Origin of the sequence: Roseivirga seohaensis (genome assembly GCF_001592945.1) — a bacterium.
Lineage (GTDB): Bacteria > Bacteroidota > Bacteroidia > Cytophagales > Cyclobacteriaceae > Roseivirga > Roseivirga seohaensis.
Window position 1 is genome coordinate 89,155 of sequence record NZ_LRPB01000049.1, and the last position, 19,751, is coordinate 108,905.

Sequence of the window (19,751 nt, forward strand, 5' to 3'; positions counted from 1 at the left end):
GAAGAGTGTTTCGAGGGATGGTTAAATTGATATTTTTAAAATTATATCGAATATTGAAAAATGGAATTGAGATAAAATAATTAAGCTGGTTATTGAATTTAAGGGCTGTTTAAAGCAAAATTAATTTTGAAATTTGCTTTGATTTATTCACTTGATGATTACCCTTATTGGTAAAGTGAAATTTTATTTTTTACAATAATGATGATTGGCAGAGACCTAATGTTAACGGTATTTCCGTTCGTGTAAATATATAAACCGGAGTTAAACCTTTTAGCCTCTTTGTTGTCGGCATATTAAAACTTTATACCTAGAGGCTAAATACGAATAAGATTGTTTTGATCTTACTTACTTCAGATTGTCTATATTAATGTTTATACCATTATAAAGTATGTGATCCTGAGCGACTAAGGCTCCTGAAGAAAGTTTTAGGTAGTTTTCCCAAGTAAACTCCATTCCCCCAAGAGGTAAAATAGACACCCACATTTTTACAGATTTGGGTTTATTGTTTTCGTCTAGAATCCAGACATAGGAATCGCCTGGCGTTGAACCGCCTGAGGTGTAGGTAACCTTTAAACCTTCCCTTCCATCTTTAAGAGTAACAAGGCTTCTTTCCGTTCCCGGGTCGAAGGCTTTGAAAGGGGCACAGAGCCAGAAACTATCGTTATTGAAGTAGCCAAATGCTTGTTTGATCAATTCTTCTTTTCCTTCTTCTCTTATTTTTTCTGGGCGAATGACTTCACCGGTTTGGTTAATTGTATTGAGTAAAACCTCATTCTCATCCCACTTTACGAGCACCGAGTTTTCGGTTCTATTCCATTCATAATGATGAATTCCCTTGAAAGTCCATGAAACGTTAGCAGTACTATCCCAAGCAGATTTGTTAAGGGATTCCATCATTTCAAGAGCTAAGTTGTCGGCTTTTGACCCAGCAGTTCCTTCGGGTAAACTTTCATTCTTAACCAAATAGAATACGAAAAGCCCTAGGATTAGGGTGAGGAAAATTACTGCAAGGATTCGGAATAGCTTTTTCATACCCAAAGTTAAACGGGAAATTCATAACGGCTCAATTAAGAACTTCCTGTTTAACCAACTTGGTATGTGATGCTTCTTTATACGTTTTCTAAAGCCTGCTCAATATCCCAGATAATATCGTCTTGATGTTCTACTCCAATAGAAAGGCGGATAAGCTGAGGGCTGATACCATATTTCTCTCTGTCTTCTGGAGAAACTCCTGCGTGTGTCATTGATGCTGGGTGTTCTGCAAGTGATTCTGTACTGCCAAGGCTCACGGCAAGCTTCATTAGTTTTAAGCTATTCAAGAATTTAAAAGCTCCTTTTTCCGTTTTGTCGGCTTTTATTTCAAAAGAAACCATGGCGCCTGTACCTTCACACTGCTGGTCGAAAATACGTTGTTGGTTTTCGTCTTTGATATTTCCTAAATAGAAAACTTCGCCCACTTTTGGGTGGTTGATTAAGAATTCAGCAACGTTCTGAGCATTTTTTTCCTGAACATTCATTCGTGCTTTTAGGGTTTCTAAGCTGCGCATTAGTAACCAACCCGTCCAAGGCCCTGCCATATTGCCTAAGAAGGTACGCATGCCTTTTACACGGGTCATTAATTCTTTTGAACCCAAACAAGCGCCTGCTATTACATCGCTATGGCCACCAATATATTTTGTGGCAGAATAAAGCACCAAGTCGGCACCGTGCTTTAATGGGTGCTGCCAAAGTGGTCCCATATAAGTATTGTCAACCGCTACTAAGGTTTGGCGTTCTTCTGTACTATAGCGATTGGCCAATCGCTTGCACATCACCATGTCTATCAGTTGATTAGTAGGGTTGGCAGGTGTTTCTATGTAAATCATATTTACCTTATTGCCAAAGCCACTTTTTTCAACTCTATCGATAATGTCCTGCTCAGCATCTTTGGCATCGAAAGAGATAACTTTAATACCAAATCGGGTAATGATTTGCTCAATAAAATGACTAGTTCCACCATACACGGGTTGGCTATAAAGTAGCACATCACCTGGGCTTAAAAACTCCATTAACACTGTTGTAATGGCCGACATTCCGCTTTCAAATACAGCGCAGTCTTCGGCTTTGTCCCAAAGTGTTAAGCGGTTTTCAAGAATTTCAAGGTCTGGATTATTGAGTCTGCTATAGATCAAACCTAGCTCTTCGGTTTCGCCCTTTTCACGCAAACCGTAGGCTACTTCAAAAAAAGCTTTACCTTCTTCTGCGGTTTTAAAAACGAAGGTACTGGTCTGAAAAATTGGGCATTTTAATGATCCTTCGGAAAGCTCAGGCTTGTAGCCGTAAGACATCATTAAACTCTCTGGGTGAAGCTGTGGTTTGTTCATGCTGTTTTTTTTACAAAAATAGCATGAAAGCAGTCTGTTCTTTAATAGCTTGTATAATCAGAAAATATATCTACAAATTCTTTTTTGTTAGAATTTAATTCTGAATATTAACTCATGACAACTAGTATTTAGAAAAATTTGCTACACAATGGTTGATAAGATTGACAAACAGATTCTGCGCCTATTGCAATTGGACGCCAAAAAGACAACTAAGGAAATTGCTGCAGACTTAGGCTTAACCACAACGCCAGTGCATGAACGAATTAAGAAGCTTGAAAGAGAAGGCTATATTCAGCAGTATTCTATTCGAATTGATAGAAAAAAAGTGGGGTTGATGATGATGGCTTTCTGTAGCGTTTCATTAAAAAATCATGAGCGTGCTTTTATAGAAAAGTTTGAGCAGGATATTCAGTTGTTGGATGAGGTAATTGACTGTTACCACATTGGTGGTATGTTCGATTATTTGTTAAAGGTTTTAGTGCCTGATATGGATGCTTACCAACACTTTATTTCTAAGAAATTGGCAGATTTAGATAATATAGGTAACGTACAAAGCTCTTTTGTAATGTCTGAAATTAAGCATTCAGCTCAAATTCCAGATCAGTTTCTTTAGGTTAGAAAGTTCTTTTTCCAAAAAACTTCTGATCGAGCGAGTACTTTCCTGGGCCAGTAATGAATAAAAAGAAAAAGGTTAACAGGTACATTGCTGCTTTTTCTTGAGTGCCGAAAGGGTCGGAAATATGAACAACAAAGAGCGCAACAGCCATTGTAACCATTAGAGGTACAAGCGCAAAACGACTGAATAGGCCAACTATTAATAGAATAGAGCAAAGAAATTCGGCCAGTACAGCTAAGATAAGCGAAACTTCTACCCCCAAACCTATAGGGTCGCCAAACAGGAAGTTACCTGCAATGAGATTTGAAAACTTTGGGTAGCCATGGGTAAGCATCATAAGGCCTACGCCAGCCCTTAAAAGTAATAAACCAAAACTTGTAGATGAACTGTGATTTCCAGGGTTGAGTAGTTTTTTGAACATGGCAATAGTTTATTTCTCTAAGGTGAAAAATAAACTAGTTTTTGCAAAATTCTTTTATGTATTCGGCAGCAAGTTCATCGCCTAGTCTTTCTGCTTTTTTAAAGTCTGAACATGCGTCAGACAGGTTGTATTTAGGTGAGTTTTGCTTGGCCATTCCTCTTCTTGTAATGGCATCTGCATATTCTGGGTCAAGCTCTAAAGCTTTGTTATAGTTTTCAATGGCACCGTCCCAATATTCACTCATAAAAAACACTACACCTTTATTAAAATAGGCTACAGGTAAGTTCGGGTTGATTTTGATGGCCCTGTCAAAGTCGTTTACGGCTAGTGGAATTGCCCTGCCTCTTGCATATGCTGCCCCTCTATTTACGAGGGCCTGAACATTGTTTGGATTGGCCCTGATTACTTTGTCTAAATCGTCTACCGCTTTGTTGTTTTCAAAGAGTTTTACATAAGCATTGCCTCTTAATTCTAGGGCTTCCATATTATTCTCATCTCCCGCCAAAAGAGCGTTCATGTCTACTAATACTCCCTTATAATTTTGAAGCTCAAATGAACATTTTGCACGTGCAATCATAGCCTTTCGGATGTTTTGCTTGGCTTTAATTAATAGAGTAAAATCGTTATAAGCACCTTCATAATCTTCAATCTCCATGCGAGAAAGGCCTCGGTTAAAAATGGCAAAGTGATTGTCGGGCTCATATTTTATGACACTAGAATATTTTGCTTCTGCAGCCTCATATTTTGCTTCCGAAAAAAGCATATCGGCTTCTTCTTGTGTGGCTTCCATACTACAAGCGCTTAGCGCAAAAAATGCTATTAGGCAGAAAAAAGTTTTCAGGGAATTCATGCCTCTAATTAAACTAATATTTTAGTTTAATCAATGAATTTTTTACGGAAACATTAGGCTTAACCTTGTTGTGGGGGCTAATAACTGCCGTTGTATTTTCGAATGAACCATTCTGTTGAGACCAAAAGCAAGAAAAGAAGCAGCAACCAAGGGTTATTAATAATGGATTGCAGCTTTTCATCTGAACGTGTAATGGGTTTTGCAGAAAGATTTTTAAAGTAGTTTGAGGCTTCGTTAATTCTTTCTTGAGGAATAAATTCGCCCCCTGAATTGTTAGCTATATTTTTTAATAATTGATGGTTGGCCGTCAGGTTAATGTTCTCCAAATCTAATTTTTGAACTGAAAAAGTGCCTTGCGCAACCTCTCGTTTTCCGTTCACTGTTGCCGAAGCTTCAAAACTATAAACACCAGGATTTAGCCCCGTCACTTTATAATTGCTGCCTGCGTTATTTACATAATTGAGTTCCTGTTTAGCTCCTTGTTCATCAGTGATGGTCAGGTCAATGTTACGGTCATAAACTTTCTCGTAGAGCTCGTTATATACTTCAGTATTGAACTCAATGGCCTCGCTATCATAATATTGATTTCGTTCGGTGTTTACTCTGAAGTTGCGTTTGTCATCTTTCGTGGCTAAGTATTGAATCAACTTGCCCATTAGGTTATTGAACATTTTTTGGTCATTGTTCAGGGCATATTCCTGGAGTGACCATTTCCAAAAGTCAGAACCAGAGAATACCGCGGACTTTAACTCATCACCATTATAGATACTCAATAATGGGCGTTGGGTAGGTACAGAACCTATTCGCTGATAAAGTAAAATATCTGCCTGTGTTTTAAACATAAACTGGCCATAAGGAACGGAAATAGGAGGGTATTCCGCAAGTCGTTGGGTCAATACTTCATCAATTTTGAAAAGCTCAAAATTCGGGTTGAAATGAGGTCCCGCATTGTCCGATTGTCCTGCATTGTTATAAGACAGCACTGGGTTTTTTTCGTTGATGGCACTCAAAGAACTTGTTCCTGTAATGTAAAAGCTGTTCGTAGTTTTAAGCGCATTGTCTAACCAAACTGGTAAACTTTCTATGGCAGGTAGCTGATGTAAAACAATCAGGTCGAAAGGGCCCTCTGGGGTTTCTGAAGTTATTCCATCAATGTAAACTTGCACCTCGGTTCCCTCATTTTGATCGATTACATTTCTTAAAGCTTTAATGTCTGGGTGAGGCGCACGGGCAGCAATCAATATTTTTTGCTTACTATCAACTATTTCTAGAAAAGCCTGCTGGGTATTGTTTAAGGTTGAATTTTCTCCCTCTAAAGGAAGAATCTGTACTTGATAAGTTTCAATGCCTTTGGTTTCTGCGTTCAGAATAAACTCAAGTGAATTTATTTGTTCATCTCCTTTTGGGCTGAAAGATTTTTCTTCAATCACCTTTCCCTTTTTCAACACTTGAACCTTCACACTTTCATTCACGAAGCCATTATTAAACACTTCAACCACAAGTGGAAAGCGGTTACCTTCGTAAACAATCTTGTTATAATTAAGGCTCTTAATACTCAAATCTTTAGCTGGAATAGTGTCTCCCAAACCGATTGCGACTACGGGGAAATTTAGTTGTGTAAACTGAGGTGAAATGCCGTAATTATGAATGCCATCGCTGGCTAAAACAACACCCGCTAAATTTTGCTGCTCGTAGTCACTAGATATTCCCTTAAGTAAGGATTCAAGATTAGTAGCATTTTGGTCATAATTAACCTCATCAACACTGGCTACATAATCTTGTAAGCTTTTAACTTTTACTTCATAACCTGCATCAATAATTTCCTTTGAAGCTTCTGCAAGTTGCGTTTTCAACGACTCAAATTCGCTCTCTTCATAAGTGGCAGGCACAGAAGCTGAATTATCTACCGCAATTACAACCACAGGCTTTTCTTCAAAAAAAGTCACCTGATTGAGCAGTGGGCCCATGAGTAAAAAACAAAGCAGAGTAACGAGTACAAAACGTAGCCCAGCCAAGGCGCGGTTCGTATTTTTAGACCAAGGCGTTTTTTTAGAATAAAGTAGAAACGCATAGAGTGCCCCAGCCAATAAACAGAAAAGAATAAACCACGAAGGGACGTCTGTTTTAAGAAGAAGGCTAGCGAATATCAATTGACAAAAGCGATTATGGGGTGGAATCTAACTTGGATTTACAATAATGCATTTAAGTTAGGTAAGATACGAGAAGGTAATTAAATAGTTAGCGCCTTTATTTCAACGTGCAAAATCCTGTTTTAAGGGAAAGTAAGGACACGTTTTATACCATAAAAGCGCTAACTATTAGCAGTGTTTAAAATCAGGTAAGCATTCCGCCATCTACCTGAAGCGTTTGGCCAGTAATATAAGCCGACATATCTGAAGCCAAGAATAAACAAACATTAGCTACATCTTCTGGAGAACCACCTCTTTTCAATGGAATAGCATCTCTCCAGCCCTGCACGGTTTTTTCGTCTAAGGCGTCTGTCATTTCGGTTTCAATAAAACCAGGAGCAACCGCGTTTGAACGGATTCCTCTTGAGCCTAATTCCAAAGCCACTGACTTAGTGAAACCAATGATTCCGGCTTTAGAGGCTGCATAATTGGCTTGGCCAGCATTTCCTTTTAAACCCACTACAGAAGTAATGTTGATGATAGAACCTGCTCTTTGTTTCATCATGGTTCTGGTAGCAGCTTTCACGGTATTGAAGCAAGATTTGAGGTTAACGTTGATTACTTCGTCCCACATTTCTTCCGACATTCTCATTAAAAGATTGTCGCGGGTAATGCCTGCGTTGTTTACCAAAATATCTAGACTTCCGAATTCAGTCACTACAGCGTTCACCAATTCTTCGGCAGCAGCAAATTCAGCTGCATTCGATCTAAACCCTTTGGCTTTAATGCCAAAAGCAGCAAGCTCTTTTTCCAAAGCTTCACCTTTTTCAACACTCGATAAATAAGTGAAAGCTACATTGGCCCCTTCTTGGGCCATTTTGGTGGCAATTGCTCTACCAATTCCTTTCGATGCACCCGTAACTAGTGCAGTTTTTCCTGTTAATAAACCCATATTTCTTTTTAACAATTAAATCTGCTTGCGGTTAACTCGACAAGCGTCTTTGGTTTTTAATCCTGTTCAAAGAAAACGAAAAGGATTAATACCTCCAATTCGACTATTTTATTTGCGAACATTTGGCTTAACTTTGCCGCATTGAACAGAAAAAACCTCATAAAATATGGCTACTAAATACGATTTAATAGTAATAGGCAGTGGACCCGGTGGATATGTGGCAGCGATTAGAGCGTCTCAATTGGGTATGAAAGTTGGCGTGGTAGAGCGCTCAGAACTAGGCGGAATATGCCTGAACTGGGGTTGTATCCCAACCAAAGCATTGCTTAAAAGTGCTCAGGTATATGAGTATGTTCAACACGCGCAAGACTACGGAATCAAGATTGACGGTAAGTTTTCTGCCGATTTTGACGGCATGGTAAAACGTAGCCGTGACGTAGCCGCTGGAATGAGCAAAGGAATTCAGTTCTTGTTTAAGAAGAACAAGATCGATCATATCGAAGGCTTTGGTAAACTTAAAGCTGGTAAAAAAGTGGAAGTAACTGGTGCAGATGGTAAAAAAGTAGACTACTCTGCTGACAACATTATTCTAGCGACTGGTGGCCGTTCTAGAGAATTGCCAAACTTACCCATTGACGGAAAGAAAATTATAGGCTACAGACAAGCCATGGTGCTCGACAAACAGCCAAAATCTATGGTAATTGTTGGTTCTGGCGCAATTGGAGTTGAGTTCGCTTACTTCTACAACTCAATTGGAACGGAAGTAACTATTGTTGAATATATGGACAGAATTGTTCCGGTTGAAGACGCTGAGGTGTCTAAACAATTGGAAAGGAGCTTCAAAAAAGCAGGTATGAAAATCATGACCAGCGCTGAAGTAACTTCTGTAGATACAAAAGGTAAAACTTGTAAGGTTACGGTTAAAACCAAAAAGGGTGACGAAGTGCTAGATGCTGATGTAGTACTTTCAGCAGTAGGTGTTTCTACCAACTTAGAAGGAATTGGCCTTGAAGACCTTAAGGTGAAAACTGAAAAAGGAAAAGTAATTGTAGACGACTTCTACAAAACAAATGTAGATGGCATTTATGCCATTGGTGATATCGTTCACGGCCCAGCTTTGGCGCACGTAGCATCTGCTGAAGGTATTATTTGTGTGGAGAAAATTGCGGGTGAAAACCCAGAAGCATTAGACTACGGAAATATCCCAGGCTGTACTTATTGCCAGCCAGAAGTAGCCTCAGTAGGTTATACCGAAGCTGCCGCTAAAGAGGCAGGTTATGAGATTAAAGTGGGTAAATTTCCATTCTCAGCTTCAGGAAAAGCGAAAGCTGGTGGCGCTAGCGATGGTTTCGTAAAATTAATCTTCGATGCAAAGTATGGTGAAGTATTAGGTGCTCATATGATTGGAGCGAATGTAACTGAAATGATTGCCGAAATGGTTTCTGTAAGAAAACTGGAAACCACTGGCCATGAGATCATTAAAACAGTTCACCCTCATCCTACAATGTCTGAAGCCATTATGGAAGCAGCAGCTGCGGCTTATGATGAAGTAATTCATTTGTAAACCACAGTTTATAATAATATATTTAGAAGGTAAAGGGCTTGTTCATCGAGCCCTTTACTTTTACCACAAACAATAAACTAACCATAGCACGTACCCTAGATCATATTGAAGAGCAAGAATTGATCTTGAAATTAAAAAATCAGGACAAGGATGCACTATCGTATTTATATGATAAATATGGCGCAGCGTTGTATGGCGCTGTTCAGCGGATTGTACAAGATGAAGACGTGACCGCTGAAGTTGTTCAAGATATTTTCTTGAAAATTTGGAATAAGATCGGAATGTACGACCCCCAAAAAGGGCGTCTGTTTACTTGGATGCTCAATTTGTCGAGAAATGCTGCCATTGATAAAATACGTTCTAAAGAAATAAAAAGAAGTGCTAAAACTGATTCTATAGATGAGTACGTATATACCATCGACCGACAAAACAGCACAGAAACTTCAGTTGATGGAATTGGTGTAAGAGCGTTGATGGACGCCCTAGTTGAAGAACAGAGGTTTGTTCTGTTAAAGGTATACTTCGAAGGCTTTTCTCATTCAGAAATTGCTGACGAATATGATATACCCTTGGGTACAGTCAAATCTCGTTTGCGATCGGCTTTAAAACATTTAAGAAATAAAGTACAGTTGTAATTGGATATTAAAGAATACATAGCGTCTGGCATACTCGAAGAATACATCTTCGATACGCTCTCCCCACAAGAGCGTATAGAGGTAGAGTTGCGCCTAGCTGAGTATCCTGAATTGCGTGAAGAATTAAACGCCATTGAGGATAGCTTAGAAGGCATCGCCATGGCTACTGCAATCCAACCACCTGCCGATCTGAAAGCAAATATTATGTCGGCTTTGGGCGATAGTGAGGTGGGATTGAAAAATGAGAGTACGCAACAAAAGGAGGCACCAAAGGTGATTCCTATGCCACAAACCAATAATGGAATGTGGAAATATATGGTGGCCGCCTCAGTAACCATAGCACTGGTAACTTCATACTTAGCTTATGATTATCACGGAAAATGGAAGGCTTCTTCCGATGCTTTTGCCCAACTACAAGCACAGAATGCTCAAATGGCAGAGCAATACAATCAAGTAAATAACCGCTTAGACGACTTGGTAGCTGATATTGATATTATCACCAATACGGATTTTAAGCGCGTGAATATGGGGGCGGTAGACCCAACCCAATCTTACGCAGCAAGTGTGTATTGGAATGCTAAAACCGATGAAGCTTACCTAAACATTCAACAGTTAAAAACATTAAGCGAAGAGCAACAGTATCAGCTTTGGGCCATTGTAGATGGAGTGCCAGTAGATATGGGCGTATTTGATTTTGATGTGGAAGGACTGATGAAAATGAAGAATGTTCAGAATGCCTCCATGTTTGCGGTAACCATTGAGCCTAAAGGCGGAAGTGAAAACCCAACACTTGACCTAATGCAAGTAGCTGGAGCAGTCTAAACCTTAAAAGCTTTTATCAAAGAAATTGAAACCACCGGAAGGTGGTTTTTTTGTGCTCTTTCTTTTCTTAAAAATACGGGTGTCATCTTAATGGCAGACTGAAAGCAAAAGCACTGTCGCTTTCTTTTCCTGAGGAACGAAGGATCTATAATTGAGGTCTGTGTTTCTGAAGTAGAATTAGCTTCGAGAACTCTGTTGGAAATTACCGTCACTCTGAGCTATTTGTTTTTTATGCAAGAGCGAAAGAGTCCGTTTGATTAAACTATCTATAATTTAGTGCTTTCCCTCTTTAGAAGTGAGAAATCTGAATACATCTGGGTAATAAAATCTACAATCTACTAAACTAAAAACAGCCCTGATATGCTCTAAACGCATTGGAGCACTAATTGCCAATTAGTTTTCATTACCAAATCAAAGAAAAATGAAAACCATAGGAATCATATTACTCGTAGGCGGAATTTTAATGACAATTTTCACTGGGGTTAACTTAGTTACCAAAGAGGAGGAGGTAGTTGATCTAGGCATTGTTGAAATCAATAAGAAAGAAAATAATCCAATCTATTGGTCGCCAATTACTGGTGGTGTATTGGCCGTAATTGGTGCGATTGTACTGGTTGCTGGGAAAAAGAAAGGATAGGCTTTTAGTCTTCCACCTTAACCCTTGGAGGGTTAGAGAACTGAAGTCTAATACTCATGGCCGTTTTTAGCCTTAGTATTGTACTATAGAAAACCCTCCAAGAGTTTTCAAAAAAAAGAGCCTCACCTTACGGTGAGACTCCCATCAGAAAATCAATTGCTTGAATTCCCTTGTCAAAGATCAAGTTCATTTAGAATTTAACAGCAACAGATAATCTGGCTTGAAATGGTGTGCCTGGTGTAAAATGTATTTCACTTACAGGCTGAGCTTCATTTCGCAATCTCGACTCTGTATCGAATTGCGCTTCTCTCCATTCGGTGTTTAAAATATTTTCTACAGCAATTCCAAAGTCGAATGCGCCAACTTCATAGTTCAAAACAGCATCCATAAGAAAATACCCTTTGGCAACTACGCTATTGTCTTCATTGGCTGCTCTGTCATCTAAATAGCGGTAGCGTAAACTCCCTCTAAAGCCTTTTTTTCCTTCATAATTCAATCCGCCAATGCTAGTGAAAGTAGGGGCTAATGGAATGTAATTCTGTCCTTCCGCTTCATCTACCGATTTCGGGTCTGTATAATTCAAATCTATATTGGCGTATAAAGAAGGCGTAAGCTGATAACGAACAGTTAAGTCTACTCCCTGTCGCTGAGTTTTACCTCCAGCTTCAACTACTCCTTCATCTCCCACATACACAAACTCTTGAGCCAAATCCAGTCGCCATAAGGCTACGTTCACCAAAAGATTTTCGGTAGGTTTCCAAAGTGTACCCAAGTCAACGCCATATGCTTTTGGCAGAATATCGTTTCCGTTTTGGGCAACTACAACACGCGCATCGTTTGAATGGTAGCCAATTCCTGATTTTACATAGAAGTTTAAATTCTTACCTGCCTCATAGCTGATCTTGAATTTTGGAGTTAGTATTCCTTTATTTTCTACTTGTCTGTTATAAGTAGGGGTAAGTGCATCTACATAATCGAAAGTGAAGTAATCGTACCTTAAACCTGCGGTTAATGAGAGTCTTTTTGTTAGATCCAATTGCTCTTCGGCATAGAAGTAAACGCTTGATTCCCTAATGTCTCCTCGGGCCAAATCCGATAATACTTCTCTTCTGTTCAATGTTCTTGATAGGCGAATGTCATTCACCTGATCGTACCTAAAACCTGTTCCGAATTCGGTGGAGGCTTTTAACCCAAACAAACTCCAGTTATTCCAGTAGCTATTATTACTGCCATAAATCTGTCGGTCTTCGGTTTGCGTAATTTGATCACCATTGATCGGGTCGTTTAGGAAAAAGGTGAAATTAGAAACAAGTTTAAAATCATACTTCGACATAAAAACCTGATTTTCAATAATTCCCCCATCCGATAAATCGGTTGTGAGTTTGGCATTTAAATTTACTCTACTGGTATTTCCTCCTTCAGTATCGTCAATCGCTCCAAACCTTGAAATCTGTCCGCTCTCAATTGCTCTTAAAGGTATTTGTCCCGAAGCATCCCAACTGCTGGTAAAGGCAGAGGTAGATAGTTCTATGGTCTTGTTATCTGAAAGTCGTTGGTGGTATTTTAAAAGCGTGTTGAATCGGTTAAAATTCTGTGAGCTTTCAAAATAACCATCGGTACGAAAGTATTCCGTAGCCAAATAGAGGCTTGGGTCTTTGGTAGTTTTTGGTTCTAATAAGTTAAAAAGACCAACCGTTCTGAAAGTACCGAACTGACCGCCTTCAACTTTGAATAAATTAGACTCCAATCGTTTTTTAGTGCTGAAGGCAGCAAAACCCGCAGTATTAAAATCTCCTTTATTGGCATAGTATGGGCCTTTATCAAAAGCAACTCTCTCTATGGTTTCTGGAATTACAAAGTGCAAATCTGAATAGCCTTGACCATGGGCATGCGAGACCATATTCACGGGCATTCCATCTACAGAAAGGGCAATGTCTGTTCCGTGGTCTATATCAAAACCACGAAGGAAAATTTGCTCTGCTTTACCTCCTCCGGCATGCTGGGCAATAAAAAGACCTGGTACAATTTTCAGCACATCTTGCGAAGTACTAATGGGCCTAAGTTCAATGTCTAATGCTGAAATAATGGAAGCATTCTGCGCTAAGTTTTGAGTTACTTGAACATCGCCAAGTGAAAGGGCAGAAGGTTTAAGTGAGAGCTCAACTTGAGTTGTATTACCTTCTGTTACCATTACTTTTTTGCTGAGTTTTTCAAAGCCAACAAAACTTATTTCCAATTCATACTCACCAGTTTTAAGGTTTTGAATAGAAAATTTTCCGTAACTATTTGCGGCCGCTCCTAAACTTGTTTGTGCTATGGCAACGCTGGCACCTACTAAGGGTTCGCCAGAATCTTGATCTATGATTGTGCCCTTGATTTCTCCTGTTTGGGCAGCCAGACTGCTGGTAATTAAACACAGCAATACTATGATGAATTTAAATTTCATGTTGTTAATGTTAAAGCCTCATGAGCGACAGATTAATGTTATTAGACATTCGTATCCTATTCAGGACATGAAAGTTCTGTGCTCAATTAATGATTTGATTTAGTAGCCAACAGATGAGTTGGCATTTCGAGGAATTAACAAATGCTTGGAGGCGGAGGAGTAACTGGCTCTGTATCTAAACTTTTGTAAAGGCTTAAATAATGATGCTCAGTTTCTGAAAGCTTGAATTGGGTAGCAACATGCTCAGTTAAATTATTAGCCTGCGTATAAACAAAAATGAAAAGAGGATTTAAAGTTTTGGTTGGTGAAACATCTTTGTCCTGACTATTCAGTTTGTTAAACCCCAAAGTGTGATCTTCAATGTTGTGCTTATTGTTATTGGTTTGGGTTTCAACATGATCGTGATCATTGTCTACTGCATGATGGCTTTCATTTTCAGTAACTGCATCGTGTTCATGATGATGACTTTCGTCTTTTTCCTCCTCATGTCCATGGCCATGCTCGTGTTTATGAGCATGACCATGGCTATGAAATGGGTTTTCTATGGCATGTAAAAAACTATGGCCTGCTGTCGCTGCCCCATACCCAAAGAGTATGATCACGTAGGTGATTAGAAGTCCGGTGGCGACAAGCTTGGTCATTTAGCTTTTTAGTGCTTTTTCGATTTTTGCAGTAGTTAAAGGGCCTAGCTCAAAAGTGCTTTCTAAAGCTTCTTTTAAGTAAGTGTTACCTTTTTTCGCAAAATTGTTCATTTTGAAGATTACTCCCAAGTGATAAAGTACTTCAGGGTGAGAAGTCTTATTTTCAATATGAGCAGTAGCCAGTTCTAAGGCTTTTTTATGGTTGCCTTTCTGAAAATAAGACCAAGCAAGCAAGTCATACATCTCAGGCGTTGGCCTCTTTTCTTGTTCGGCAGTTGCCCTTGTTAAGGCCGCATCTGGCATTCTTAAATCTTCGGCCTCTAAAAGAATAAGGTACTTGTTATACATACCTAAATATTCGGGAGAAGACGCTTGCGCGTAGTATGCTTTTTTCAATTCTGTAGAAAGTGCTTCATTGTTTTCGTATTCGGCAATTTCGGCCAGAATAAAATTGATCTGAGGATCATTGATATGCGCTTTCACCTTGTTTAAAATTCTTTTGGCTTCACTCGTGTTTTTGTCATGTGCAAAGTTAATCCAAGCAATGCCCTGTAATGAATGCCAGTGTTCTGGATTCTTGTTCAATACTTCTAGGTAGGCATTGTAAGAGTCTTGTATTCTTCCTGCATGGCCGTACATATCGCCTAGATTAGATTTTGCCCAACTGAAAAGTGAGTTATCTGCTTTTACTCTTTCAAACGCTTGTTCCATAAGTACAATGGCCTGATCTAAATCTCCGTTATGATCTGCCAATTTTGAAGCACGTACTAGATAATCAAAAGAAGATTTGTTTTCCTGCATGTTCAAGATACCCGTTGCTCTTTGGTATTCTCCCAATTCCATTAGGGCATCAAAGAGTAAATAGTAAGTACTTGTTTTTTTATCGCCTTCGGCCAAGGCCATTTCAGCGTATTTTTTTGCCTCGACAAACTCATGTTTGGTAATGGAGTTTCCGCTAAGCGCTTGGTATAAACCCGCGTTGCTAAAGGGATTTAATTCAATAGCTTTTTTATAAAGGCTGTCTGAAATGTGGATATTTTCTATAGATCCATCAAGCCTGAATTGTCGGCTTTTTAAGCCTGCTAGCTTATTGATGTAAGTAACATTTTTGGGGGAACTGGAAAGTTTATTTTCCCAGAATTTAATTTCTTCATTTAAAGTTTCTAAAGATTGCTGTGATGGTTGCTCTTGTAGAAACTGATTATAATCTGCCGAATCGGCAATTTTTTGTTCTGACACTTTGCTTTGACAAGAAAGAACAGCGAAGCTAAGGAATAGCCAAATTAGATTTTTCATGATTATAGCTTTTGAGGTGAGAAAAAGAGCAGTCTTGAAATTCGATACAGTCACCCTGTCCCGACAATTCGGGATGTCTCAGGGTCTGTTGGCTATACTGAAATTAAAGACTGCTGCTATTTATTTATTGCTTACCAAGGTGTGGCCAAGTAAGGGAAAGTAGACAAGAATGCTTTGTCGTTTGAACTTACGTTGTCGTCAGTTAGGCCAGGGTTATCGGTCGCATTTGGACCACCAAAGATCAGAATTAACTCTACCGTAATTACGTCATCGGCCAAAGCCCTACCAGTTAACACGTTCGTTCCATCATAGAAAGTTGTTGTTCCATCTAATGATACACTCAAAACATCTGTTGCTAAAGCACCTGTAAAAGTAGCTGCATCAAAGGTTAATAAGTTGGTAGTGTAATTTGGGTTTAAAGCCAAAAGTTTAGCTTGAAATGCCGACTGGAATGCAGCGCCTTGCATAGAAGGAATTGTTGTGTTGAATTCGTCCTTCTTATCAGCCGATACAAATACCGTATTGATGGCAGGTCTACCCATTTGATCTTCTTGTACATATGTAGTTGAAGTTTCTGGAGTCATTTCTCCGTCATCGTCACCACATGATAAAGTTCCTAGGGCAAGTGTGCAAACTGCGGCTACTGCCCAAAATTTGTTTAAATATGTCTTTTTCATCTTAGTATCTTTTTCTGGTTAAAAATTATTGCTTTCTGTTACTGGTTACCCAAGTATTGATGGTTCCTGATCCACCTACAGCAGATTTTGGAACTTCAACTACAACAGACATTACATTCGTACCTGCAAAAGTATCTGCTCCTGGGTTGTTGAAACTTGTTGCGTTTCCTGCTATAATTTCACCATACTGAGCAAAGTCCATAAAGAATGGATCATCTCTTGGACCAGCGAAAACTTTCATTCCACCAGCTGTTCCAACTGTAGCATTTGAGCCATAGGCCGTAATGTTTGCTGATGCAGTCGGTGTCATGGAAGAAACAATTGTAGAAGTTAAGCCTGTTCTTGTTGGCGCCATTGGGCCATACACATAAACTTTACCGTCTTTGAAAGTACACTGGATCACTAAATCTTCAACCGCATCGCCAGTGTTGTCGATATTGAATTCAATCATTACGTTTTCATCAAAATTTGCCGATGCAGAAGCTGATGGAGATAACAAACCTTGAAGGTTGGCTACGAACACTACGTTCGAACTAGTTTCAGGGCTTTGGAAGGCGTAAAAGTCTGTGATATCCGAAGATGTACTTGCAACGCCAGGGGCATCAATATGATCCGCTGCGAAAAGGTAGACTGTGGCAATTAGCGCCAAACTACCGAGGGTGATTACTGCTTTTCTTTTCATAATGTTATTAATTTTTGACAATAAGAATCCCGGATTGATATTTTATCAATCTGATTTTTAAATAGTTATGTTAAATTTGATGGTTTACTTAGGAAGTACGACCGAGTCGATTACATGGATAACTCCATTGGACTGATACACATCGTACAGGGAAATGTTGGATGAGTTTCCTTTCTCATCGGTTAATGTAATGTTCTTCTCACCGTTCATTTTGGCCACTAATACGCCTCCGCTCACAGTTTTTAATTCTGCCATGCCATTGCCTTTTTTAATGGCTTTCATAATGGCCTTTGAGTCCATTTTACCTGCCACTACATGGTAAGTAAGTACCTGCGTCAGCATTTGCTTGTTTTCAGGTTTCAATAGGGTTGCTACTGTTCCTTCTGGCAATTTGTTGAATGCTGCGTTGGTTGGAGCAAAAACCGTAAATGGGCCTGCACCTTGCAAAGTTTCTACCAAGCCAGCTGCTTTCACTGCGGCAACTAGGGTGGTGTGGTCTTTTGAATTCACCGCGTTTTCAATAATGTTCTTCATAGGGTACATCTTTTCTCCCCCCACCATTACGGTGCTTTGGGCTTGAATTGAATTTGCTCCTATTGCGAAAAACGCGATCATCAGTAATTGTGTGATTTTCTTTTTCATTAGGTGTTTGTTTTTGATTATGGTCATACATACGGGGCTCTATGTACGACTGGATTTAGGGGGAGGGAAAATTTATTTTGTCTGTTGATTATTACAAGGGTGGATGCAAGTAAAAGATGGCTGGAAAATGTCGTAAATTGACGTATTCAACCAATTATTATTATGGCTTTCGATGATGCTCCTATAGTAGACAAAAGTGCAGAGAGATCTGAAGAATCGATTTTAGACACTCTAAAAGCCTTTTCTAGAAAAAATGGTTTTATCTCCCATGAGGTAAATGGTAGTAAAGATTATGGTGTAGATATAATTTGTCAGTTAAAATTTAAAAATAATGCCTTACCGTTTCAATTTCCTATTCAGGTAAAAAGTAAAGTGTCATATAAAGAGTCTTTGATTAATGGTGAAACTTTCAAATCATTTTCTTTTACCTCTAGCAGGCTTGGACACTTGATTCGGCATACGCCATATTCTGGCTTGATAATTATTTATGATGATAATACTCAGGAATTGTATTTCGAGACAGCTCTGGCCTTGTATACCAGGGTTAGAGAATCACACACTGACGACCTTTGGAAGGAGCAGGATAGTGTGACACTTCACATACCGATAACAAATGTACTGAATGAAAAAGCGCTTGATCAAATACATTCTTCAGCACTTAATTCTTTCTATAGAAATAATCAACTTTTGGTAGATCACAGCCCTAGTTATGATCTACCCTTGGCATCAGATGCATTACAAACGATGAGTACAGTTGATTTTCTATTAGAATACGGTGAGACATTATTCAATTCTAATAGCTACGGTCGGCTCTGTAACTTACTAGAGCGCCTCTCAAGAAATTCTTTTCAGGATAAAAATATCTGTTACTTAGCTGCCATCACTTATGTTGAAGTTGGGAATATGATAGATGCAGACTACTACTTCAAGTTATGTGAAAGGCAAATATCTGAGTACTCATTGGATAAATTAGAAATGTTGGATTTACAGCGCTACAAACTGGAGTATTATAAAGGAGAGAAGTCAAGGGATGAACTTAGGGAGATGCTTAAAAGTATCAATACTACAAAAACAACTTCAATAAGAGCTTTAAGCCTCAAAATCGATTTACTGGGTTTGGATTTGATAGACTTTATTCCAGATGAATATTACGATGAAGTATTTATTGACTCATTAGAGGATACATTAACTGAAATCGAAGAATCAGTCCAGTCTGAAACTTCAAGGCAATATCAATTGATGTATATATCTGATTTATTGAATAGAGCAGTTAGTGGTGTTTTAACGAGTATGTTACTAAACACCAAAATATCCGAAACTCTCGGTGTCAGCCCTGTAACCCAAGATAGAATTGAAAAGAAAGATAGAATTCTTTATTTGAATAATAAATGCCAGAAATATCTCGCCAATGGTTTGAAATATGCCGAAGATAATCAAGATGAATTAATGGAAGCATCTGCGAAGTATTACCTCTCTTTGGCATCCTTTAGTCTATGGCGATCTTATCACTCAGCCGATAGCAAATTGAAAATAAATAATAGTCTTAAAGAAGGCTTAGAAATAGCTTATATACACTCGATTAAGGCCTACAATATCTTCAACAAAAAGAATATGAGACCCATTGCATATAAGGCTATTCTTCTGGCTGATGAAATTTTCACCTTAGCGAAGGTTTGGGCTAATTTTAGCTTGGAGCATATTGTCCAGCAGTCTCAGGTGAAAAAAGTATTAGGGGAGTTTAAAGGTGTGGATTTTAGGAAGTTTGATGGCTCTTTGACAGAAAAGACAGAAGGCTTTTTAAAGGAAGTTAAAGATGCGTCTAATAGAAGGAATTAATTATTATTGTTACTAAACCTCATTTTAAGCTTATCCCATTCTGATTTAAAAAAGGAATGGAATAAGCAGAATATGGTTTACTTAACCATAGGCATATACTTGGCTCTATTTTCAAAAATCACCCAAAGGTTTACAATCAAGAAGGCAAGAGCCATTGGTAATCCAGATGGGGCATCAATAATATGGGTTAACATAATCCCGACCATTATGGGGAAAATGACTATTGCACCTAAAGCTCTATACTTTGGAATCATAAAGAGGATTCCGCCTAATATTTCGACAACGGCAACAAGTGGCATCAGCCAACTTATCTCCATCATGGCACCCATTATTTTTATCATGTTTTCGGGTAGATCATCTGGTACAGGCATGTAGTTGAAGAATTTGTTTAATCCGGCATTAATAAACATTAACCCAAAGAGTACGCAGAGAACGAGAAGGATTTTCTTTTTCATGGTTTAAGAGTTTTAAGGTTTAAGCCATTGAATATCAAAATTTTTCAACTCAATTTGAAATATATTTTGATCAACTCTTTGCCTTCA

19 protein-coding genes are annotated in these 19,751 nt (G+C 38.8%); 6 read left to right on the top strand and 13 right to left on the bottom strand.

Features of this window, described 5'->3' with window-relative positions:
• Positions 1 to 345: 345 nt before the first annotated feature.
• Both AWW67_RS17180 and AWW67_RS17185 read right to left on the bottom strand, forming a co-directional pair.
• Positions 346 to 1,032: a hypothetical protein gene (locus tag AWW67_RS17180; RefSeq protein ID WP_062303280.1), complete on the bottom strand. Its 687-nt coding sequence runs from the start codon at positions 1,030 to 1,032 to the stop codon at positions 346 to 348.
• A gap of 77 nt (positions 1,033 to 1,109) precedes the next feature.
• Positions 1,110 to 2,363, bottom strand: coding sequence for a cystathionine gamma-synthase family protein (locus AWW67_RS17185; RefSeq protein WP_062303282.1), 1,254 nt, complete (start codon positions 2,361 to 2,363; stop codon positions 1,110 to 1,112).
• A gap of 148 nt (positions 2,364 to 2,511) precedes the next feature.
• Here AWW67_RS17185 and AWW67_RS17190 point away from each other — a divergent pair, with 148 nt between their 5' ends.
• Positions 2,512 to 2,976 (top strand): Lrp/AsnC family transcriptional regulator, encoded by a 465-nt coding sequence (locus AWW67_RS17190; RefSeq protein ID WP_062303283.1) that lies wholly within the window; start codon positions 2,512 to 2,514, stop codon positions 2,974 to 2,976.
• 1 nt (position 2,977) lies between these two features.
• Here AWW67_RS17190 and AWW67_RS17195 read toward each other — a convergent pair whose 3' ends face one another.
• From AWW67_RS17195 to fabG, 4 genes are all read right to left on the bottom strand, one after another.
• Positions 2,978 to 3,400, bottom strand: coding sequence for a DoxX family protein (locus AWW67_RS17195; RefSeq protein ID WP_062303284.1), 423 nt, complete (start codon positions 3,398 to 3,400; stop codon positions 2,978 to 2,980).
• 34 nt (positions 3,401 to 3,434) lie between these two features.
• Positions 3,435 to 4,190, bottom strand: coding sequence for a tetratricopeptide repeat protein (locus AWW67_RS17200; protein ID WP_062303286.1), 756 nt, complete (start codon positions 4,188 to 4,190; stop codon positions 3,435 to 3,437).
• Positions 4,191 to 4,327: 137 nt separating this feature from the next.
• Positions 4,328 to 6,400, bottom strand: a complete 2,073-nt coding sequence (locus AWW67_RS17205; RefSeq protein ID WP_141655494.1) for a VWA domain-containing protein — start codon at positions 6,398 to 6,400, stop codon at positions 4,328 to 4,330.
• A 184-nt stretch (positions 6,401 to 6,584) separates the two neighbouring features.
• The gene (gene fabG, locus AWW67_RS17210) at positions 6,585 to 7,331 is read right to left on the bottom strand and encodes a 3-oxoacyl-[acyl-carrier-protein] reductase (protein ID WP_062303290.1); all 747 of its coding nucleotides are present in this window, start codon (positions 7,329 to 7,331) and stop codon (positions 6,585 to 6,587) included.
• A gap of 166 nt (positions 7,332 to 7,497) precedes the next feature.
• Between fabG and lpdA the strand changes: the two genes are divergently transcribed.
• The 4 genes from lpdA to AWW67_RS17230 all read left to right on the top strand — a co-directional run bounded on the left by lpdA (position 7,498) and on the right by AWW67_RS17230 (position 10,989).
• Positions 7,498 to 8,895 carry a dihydrolipoyl dehydrogenase gene (gene lpdA, locus AWW67_RS17215; RefSeq protein WP_053225077.1) on the top strand — a complete coding sequence of 466 codons (1,398 nt, stop codon included), beginning with the start codon at positions 7,498 to 7,500 and terminating at the stop codon, positions 8,893 to 8,895.
• 38 nt (positions 8,896 to 8,933) lie between these two features.
• Positions 8,934 to 9,530 (top strand): RNA polymerase sigma factor, encoded by a 597-nt coding sequence (locus tag AWW67_RS17220; RefSeq protein WP_311316230.1) that lies wholly within the window; start codon positions 8,934 to 8,936, stop codon positions 9,528 to 9,530.
• A complete protein-coding gene (locus tag AWW67_RS17225) occupies positions 9,531 to 10,352 on the top strand; it encodes an anti-sigma factor (protein ID WP_062303291.1) in 822 nt (273 codons plus the stop codon).
• Positions 10,353 to 10,773: 421 nt separating this feature from the next.
• Positions 10,774 to 10,989, top strand: coding sequence for a hypothetical protein (locus AWW67_RS17230; RefSeq protein WP_062303293.1), 216 nt, complete (start codon positions 10,774 to 10,776; stop codon positions 10,987 to 10,989).
• Positions 10,990 to 11,179: 190 nt separating this feature from the next.
• On the opposite strand, the gene AWW67_RS17235 is transcribed toward AWW67_RS17230, so the two are convergent.
• The 6 genes from AWW67_RS17235 to AWW67_RS17260 all read right to left on the bottom strand — a co-directional run bounded on the left by AWW67_RS17235 (position 11,180) and on the right by AWW67_RS17260 (position 17,373).
• A complete protein-coding gene (locus tag AWW67_RS17235; RefSeq protein WP_062303294.1) occupies positions 11,180 to 13,435 on the bottom strand; it encodes a TonB-dependent receptor in 2,256 nt (751 codons plus the stop codon).
• 134 nt (positions 13,436 to 13,569) lie between these two features.
• The gene (locus AWW67_RS17240) at positions 13,570 to 14,076 is read right to left on the bottom strand and encodes a hypothetical protein (protein WP_062303296.1); all 507 of its coding nucleotides are present in this window, start codon (positions 14,074 to 14,076) and stop codon (positions 13,570 to 13,572) included.
• The gene (locus AWW67_RS17245; protein ID WP_062303298.1) at positions 14,077 to 15,372 is read right to left on the bottom strand and encodes a tetratricopeptide repeat protein; all 1,296 of its coding nucleotides are present in this window, start codon (positions 15,370 to 15,372) and stop codon (positions 14,077 to 14,079) included.
• 131 nt (positions 15,373 to 15,503) lie between these two features.
• Positions 15,504 to 16,049: a DUF4331 family protein gene (locus AWW67_RS17250; protein WP_053222447.1), complete on the bottom strand. Its 546-nt coding sequence runs from the start codon at positions 16,047 to 16,049 to the stop codon at positions 15,504 to 15,506.
• Between the two features lie 25 nt (positions 16,050 to 16,074).
• A complete protein-coding gene (locus AWW67_RS17255; protein ID WP_062303300.1) occupies positions 16,075 to 16,731 on the bottom strand; it encodes a DUF4331 family protein in 657 nt (218 codons plus the stop codon).
• A gap of 84 nt (positions 16,732 to 16,815) precedes the next feature.
• Complete coding sequence (locus AWW67_RS17260) at positions 16,816 to 17,373, bottom strand: fasciclin domain-containing protein (protein ID WP_062303673.1); 558 nt, start codon at positions 17,371 to 17,373, stop codon at positions 16,816 to 16,818.
• Between the two features lie 162 nt (positions 17,374 to 17,535).
• Here AWW67_RS17260 and AWW67_RS17265 point away from each other — a divergent pair, with 162 nt between their 5' ends.
• Complete coding sequence (locus AWW67_RS17265; RefSeq protein ID WP_062303302.1) at positions 17,536 to 19,209, top strand: DUF4365 domain-containing protein; 1,674 nt, start codon at positions 17,536 to 17,538, stop codon at positions 19,207 to 19,209.
• A 77-nt stretch (positions 19,210 to 19,286) separates the two neighbouring features.
• Here AWW67_RS17265 and AWW67_RS17270 read toward each other — a convergent pair whose 3' ends face one another.
• Positions 19,287 to 19,664, bottom strand: coding sequence for a DoxX family protein (locus AWW67_RS17270; RefSeq protein ID WP_062303304.1), 378 nt, complete (start codon positions 19,662 to 19,664; stop codon positions 19,287 to 19,289).
• Positions 19,665 to 19,751 lie beyond the last annotated feature (87 nt).

What these genes read in the sequence shown, in the direction of transcription:
- AWW67_RS17270 (WP_062303304.1), bottom strand. Translation starts at nt 19,664, where the DNA reads ATGAAAAAGAAAATCCTTCTCGTTCTCTGCGTACTCTTTGGGTTAATG.
- AWW67_RS17195 (WP_062303284.1), bottom strand. Translation starts at nt 3,400, where the DNA reads ATGTTCAAAAAACTACTCAACCCTGGAAATCACAGTTCATCTACAAGT.
- AWW67_RS17180 (WP_062303280.1), bottom strand. Translation starts at nt 1,032, where the DNA reads ATGAAAAAGCTATTCCGAATCCTTGCAGTAATTTTCCTCACCCTAATC.
- AWW67_RS17265 (WP_062303302.1), top strand. Translation starts at nt 17,536, where the DNA reads ATGGCTTTCGATGATGCTCCTATAGTAGACAAAAGTGCAGAGAGATCT.
- AWW67_RS17230 (WP_062303293.1), top strand. Translation starts at nt 10,774, where the DNA reads ATGAAAACCATAGGAATCATATTACTCGTAGGCGGAATTTTAATGACA.
- AWW67_RS17260 (WP_062303673.1), bottom strand. Translation starts at nt 17,373, where the DNA reads ATGAAAAAGAAAATCACACAATTACTGATGATCGCGTTTTTCGCAATA.
- AWW67_RS17240 (WP_062303296.1), bottom strand. Translation starts at nt 14,076, where the DNA reads ATGACCAAGCTTGTCGCCACCGGACTTCTAATCACCTACGTGATCATA.
- AWW67_RS17185 (WP_062303282.1), bottom strand. Translation starts at nt 2,363, where the DNA reads ATGAACAAACCACAGCTTCACCCAGAGAGTTTAATGATGTCTTACGGC.
- AWW67_RS17235 (WP_062303294.1), bottom strand. Translation starts at nt 13,435, where the DNA reads ATGAAATTTAAATTCATCATAGTATTGCTGTGTTTAATTACCAGCAGT.
- AWW67_RS17245 (WP_062303298.1), bottom strand. Translation starts at nt 15,372, where the DNA reads ATGAAAAATCTAATTTGGCTATTCCTTAGCTTCGCTGTTCTTTCTTGT.
- AWW67_RS17250 (WP_053222447.1), bottom strand. Translation starts at nt 16,049, where the DNA reads ATGAAAAAGACATATTTAAACAAATTTTGGGCAGTAGCCGCAGTTTGC.
- lpdA (WP_053225077.1), top strand. Translation starts at nt 7,498, where the DNA reads ATGGCTACTAAATACGATTTAATAGTAATAGGCAGTGGACCCGGTGGA.
- fabG (WP_062303290.1), bottom strand. Translation starts at nt 7,331, where the DNA reads ATGGGTTTATTAACAGGAAAAACTGCACTAGTTACGGGTGCATCGAAA.
- AWW67_RS17255 (WP_062303300.1), bottom strand. Translation starts at nt 16,731, where the DNA reads ATGAAAAGAAAAGCAGTAATCACCCTCGGTAGTTTGGCGCTAATTGCC.
- AWW67_RS17190 (WP_062303283.1), top strand. Translation starts at nt 2,512, where the DNA reads ATGGTTGATAAGATTGACAAACAGATTCTGCGCCTATTGCAATTGGAC.
- AWW67_RS17200 (WP_062303286.1), bottom strand. Translation starts at nt 4,190, where the DNA reads ATGGAAGCCACACAAGAAGAAGCCGATATGCTTTTTTCGGAAGCAAAA.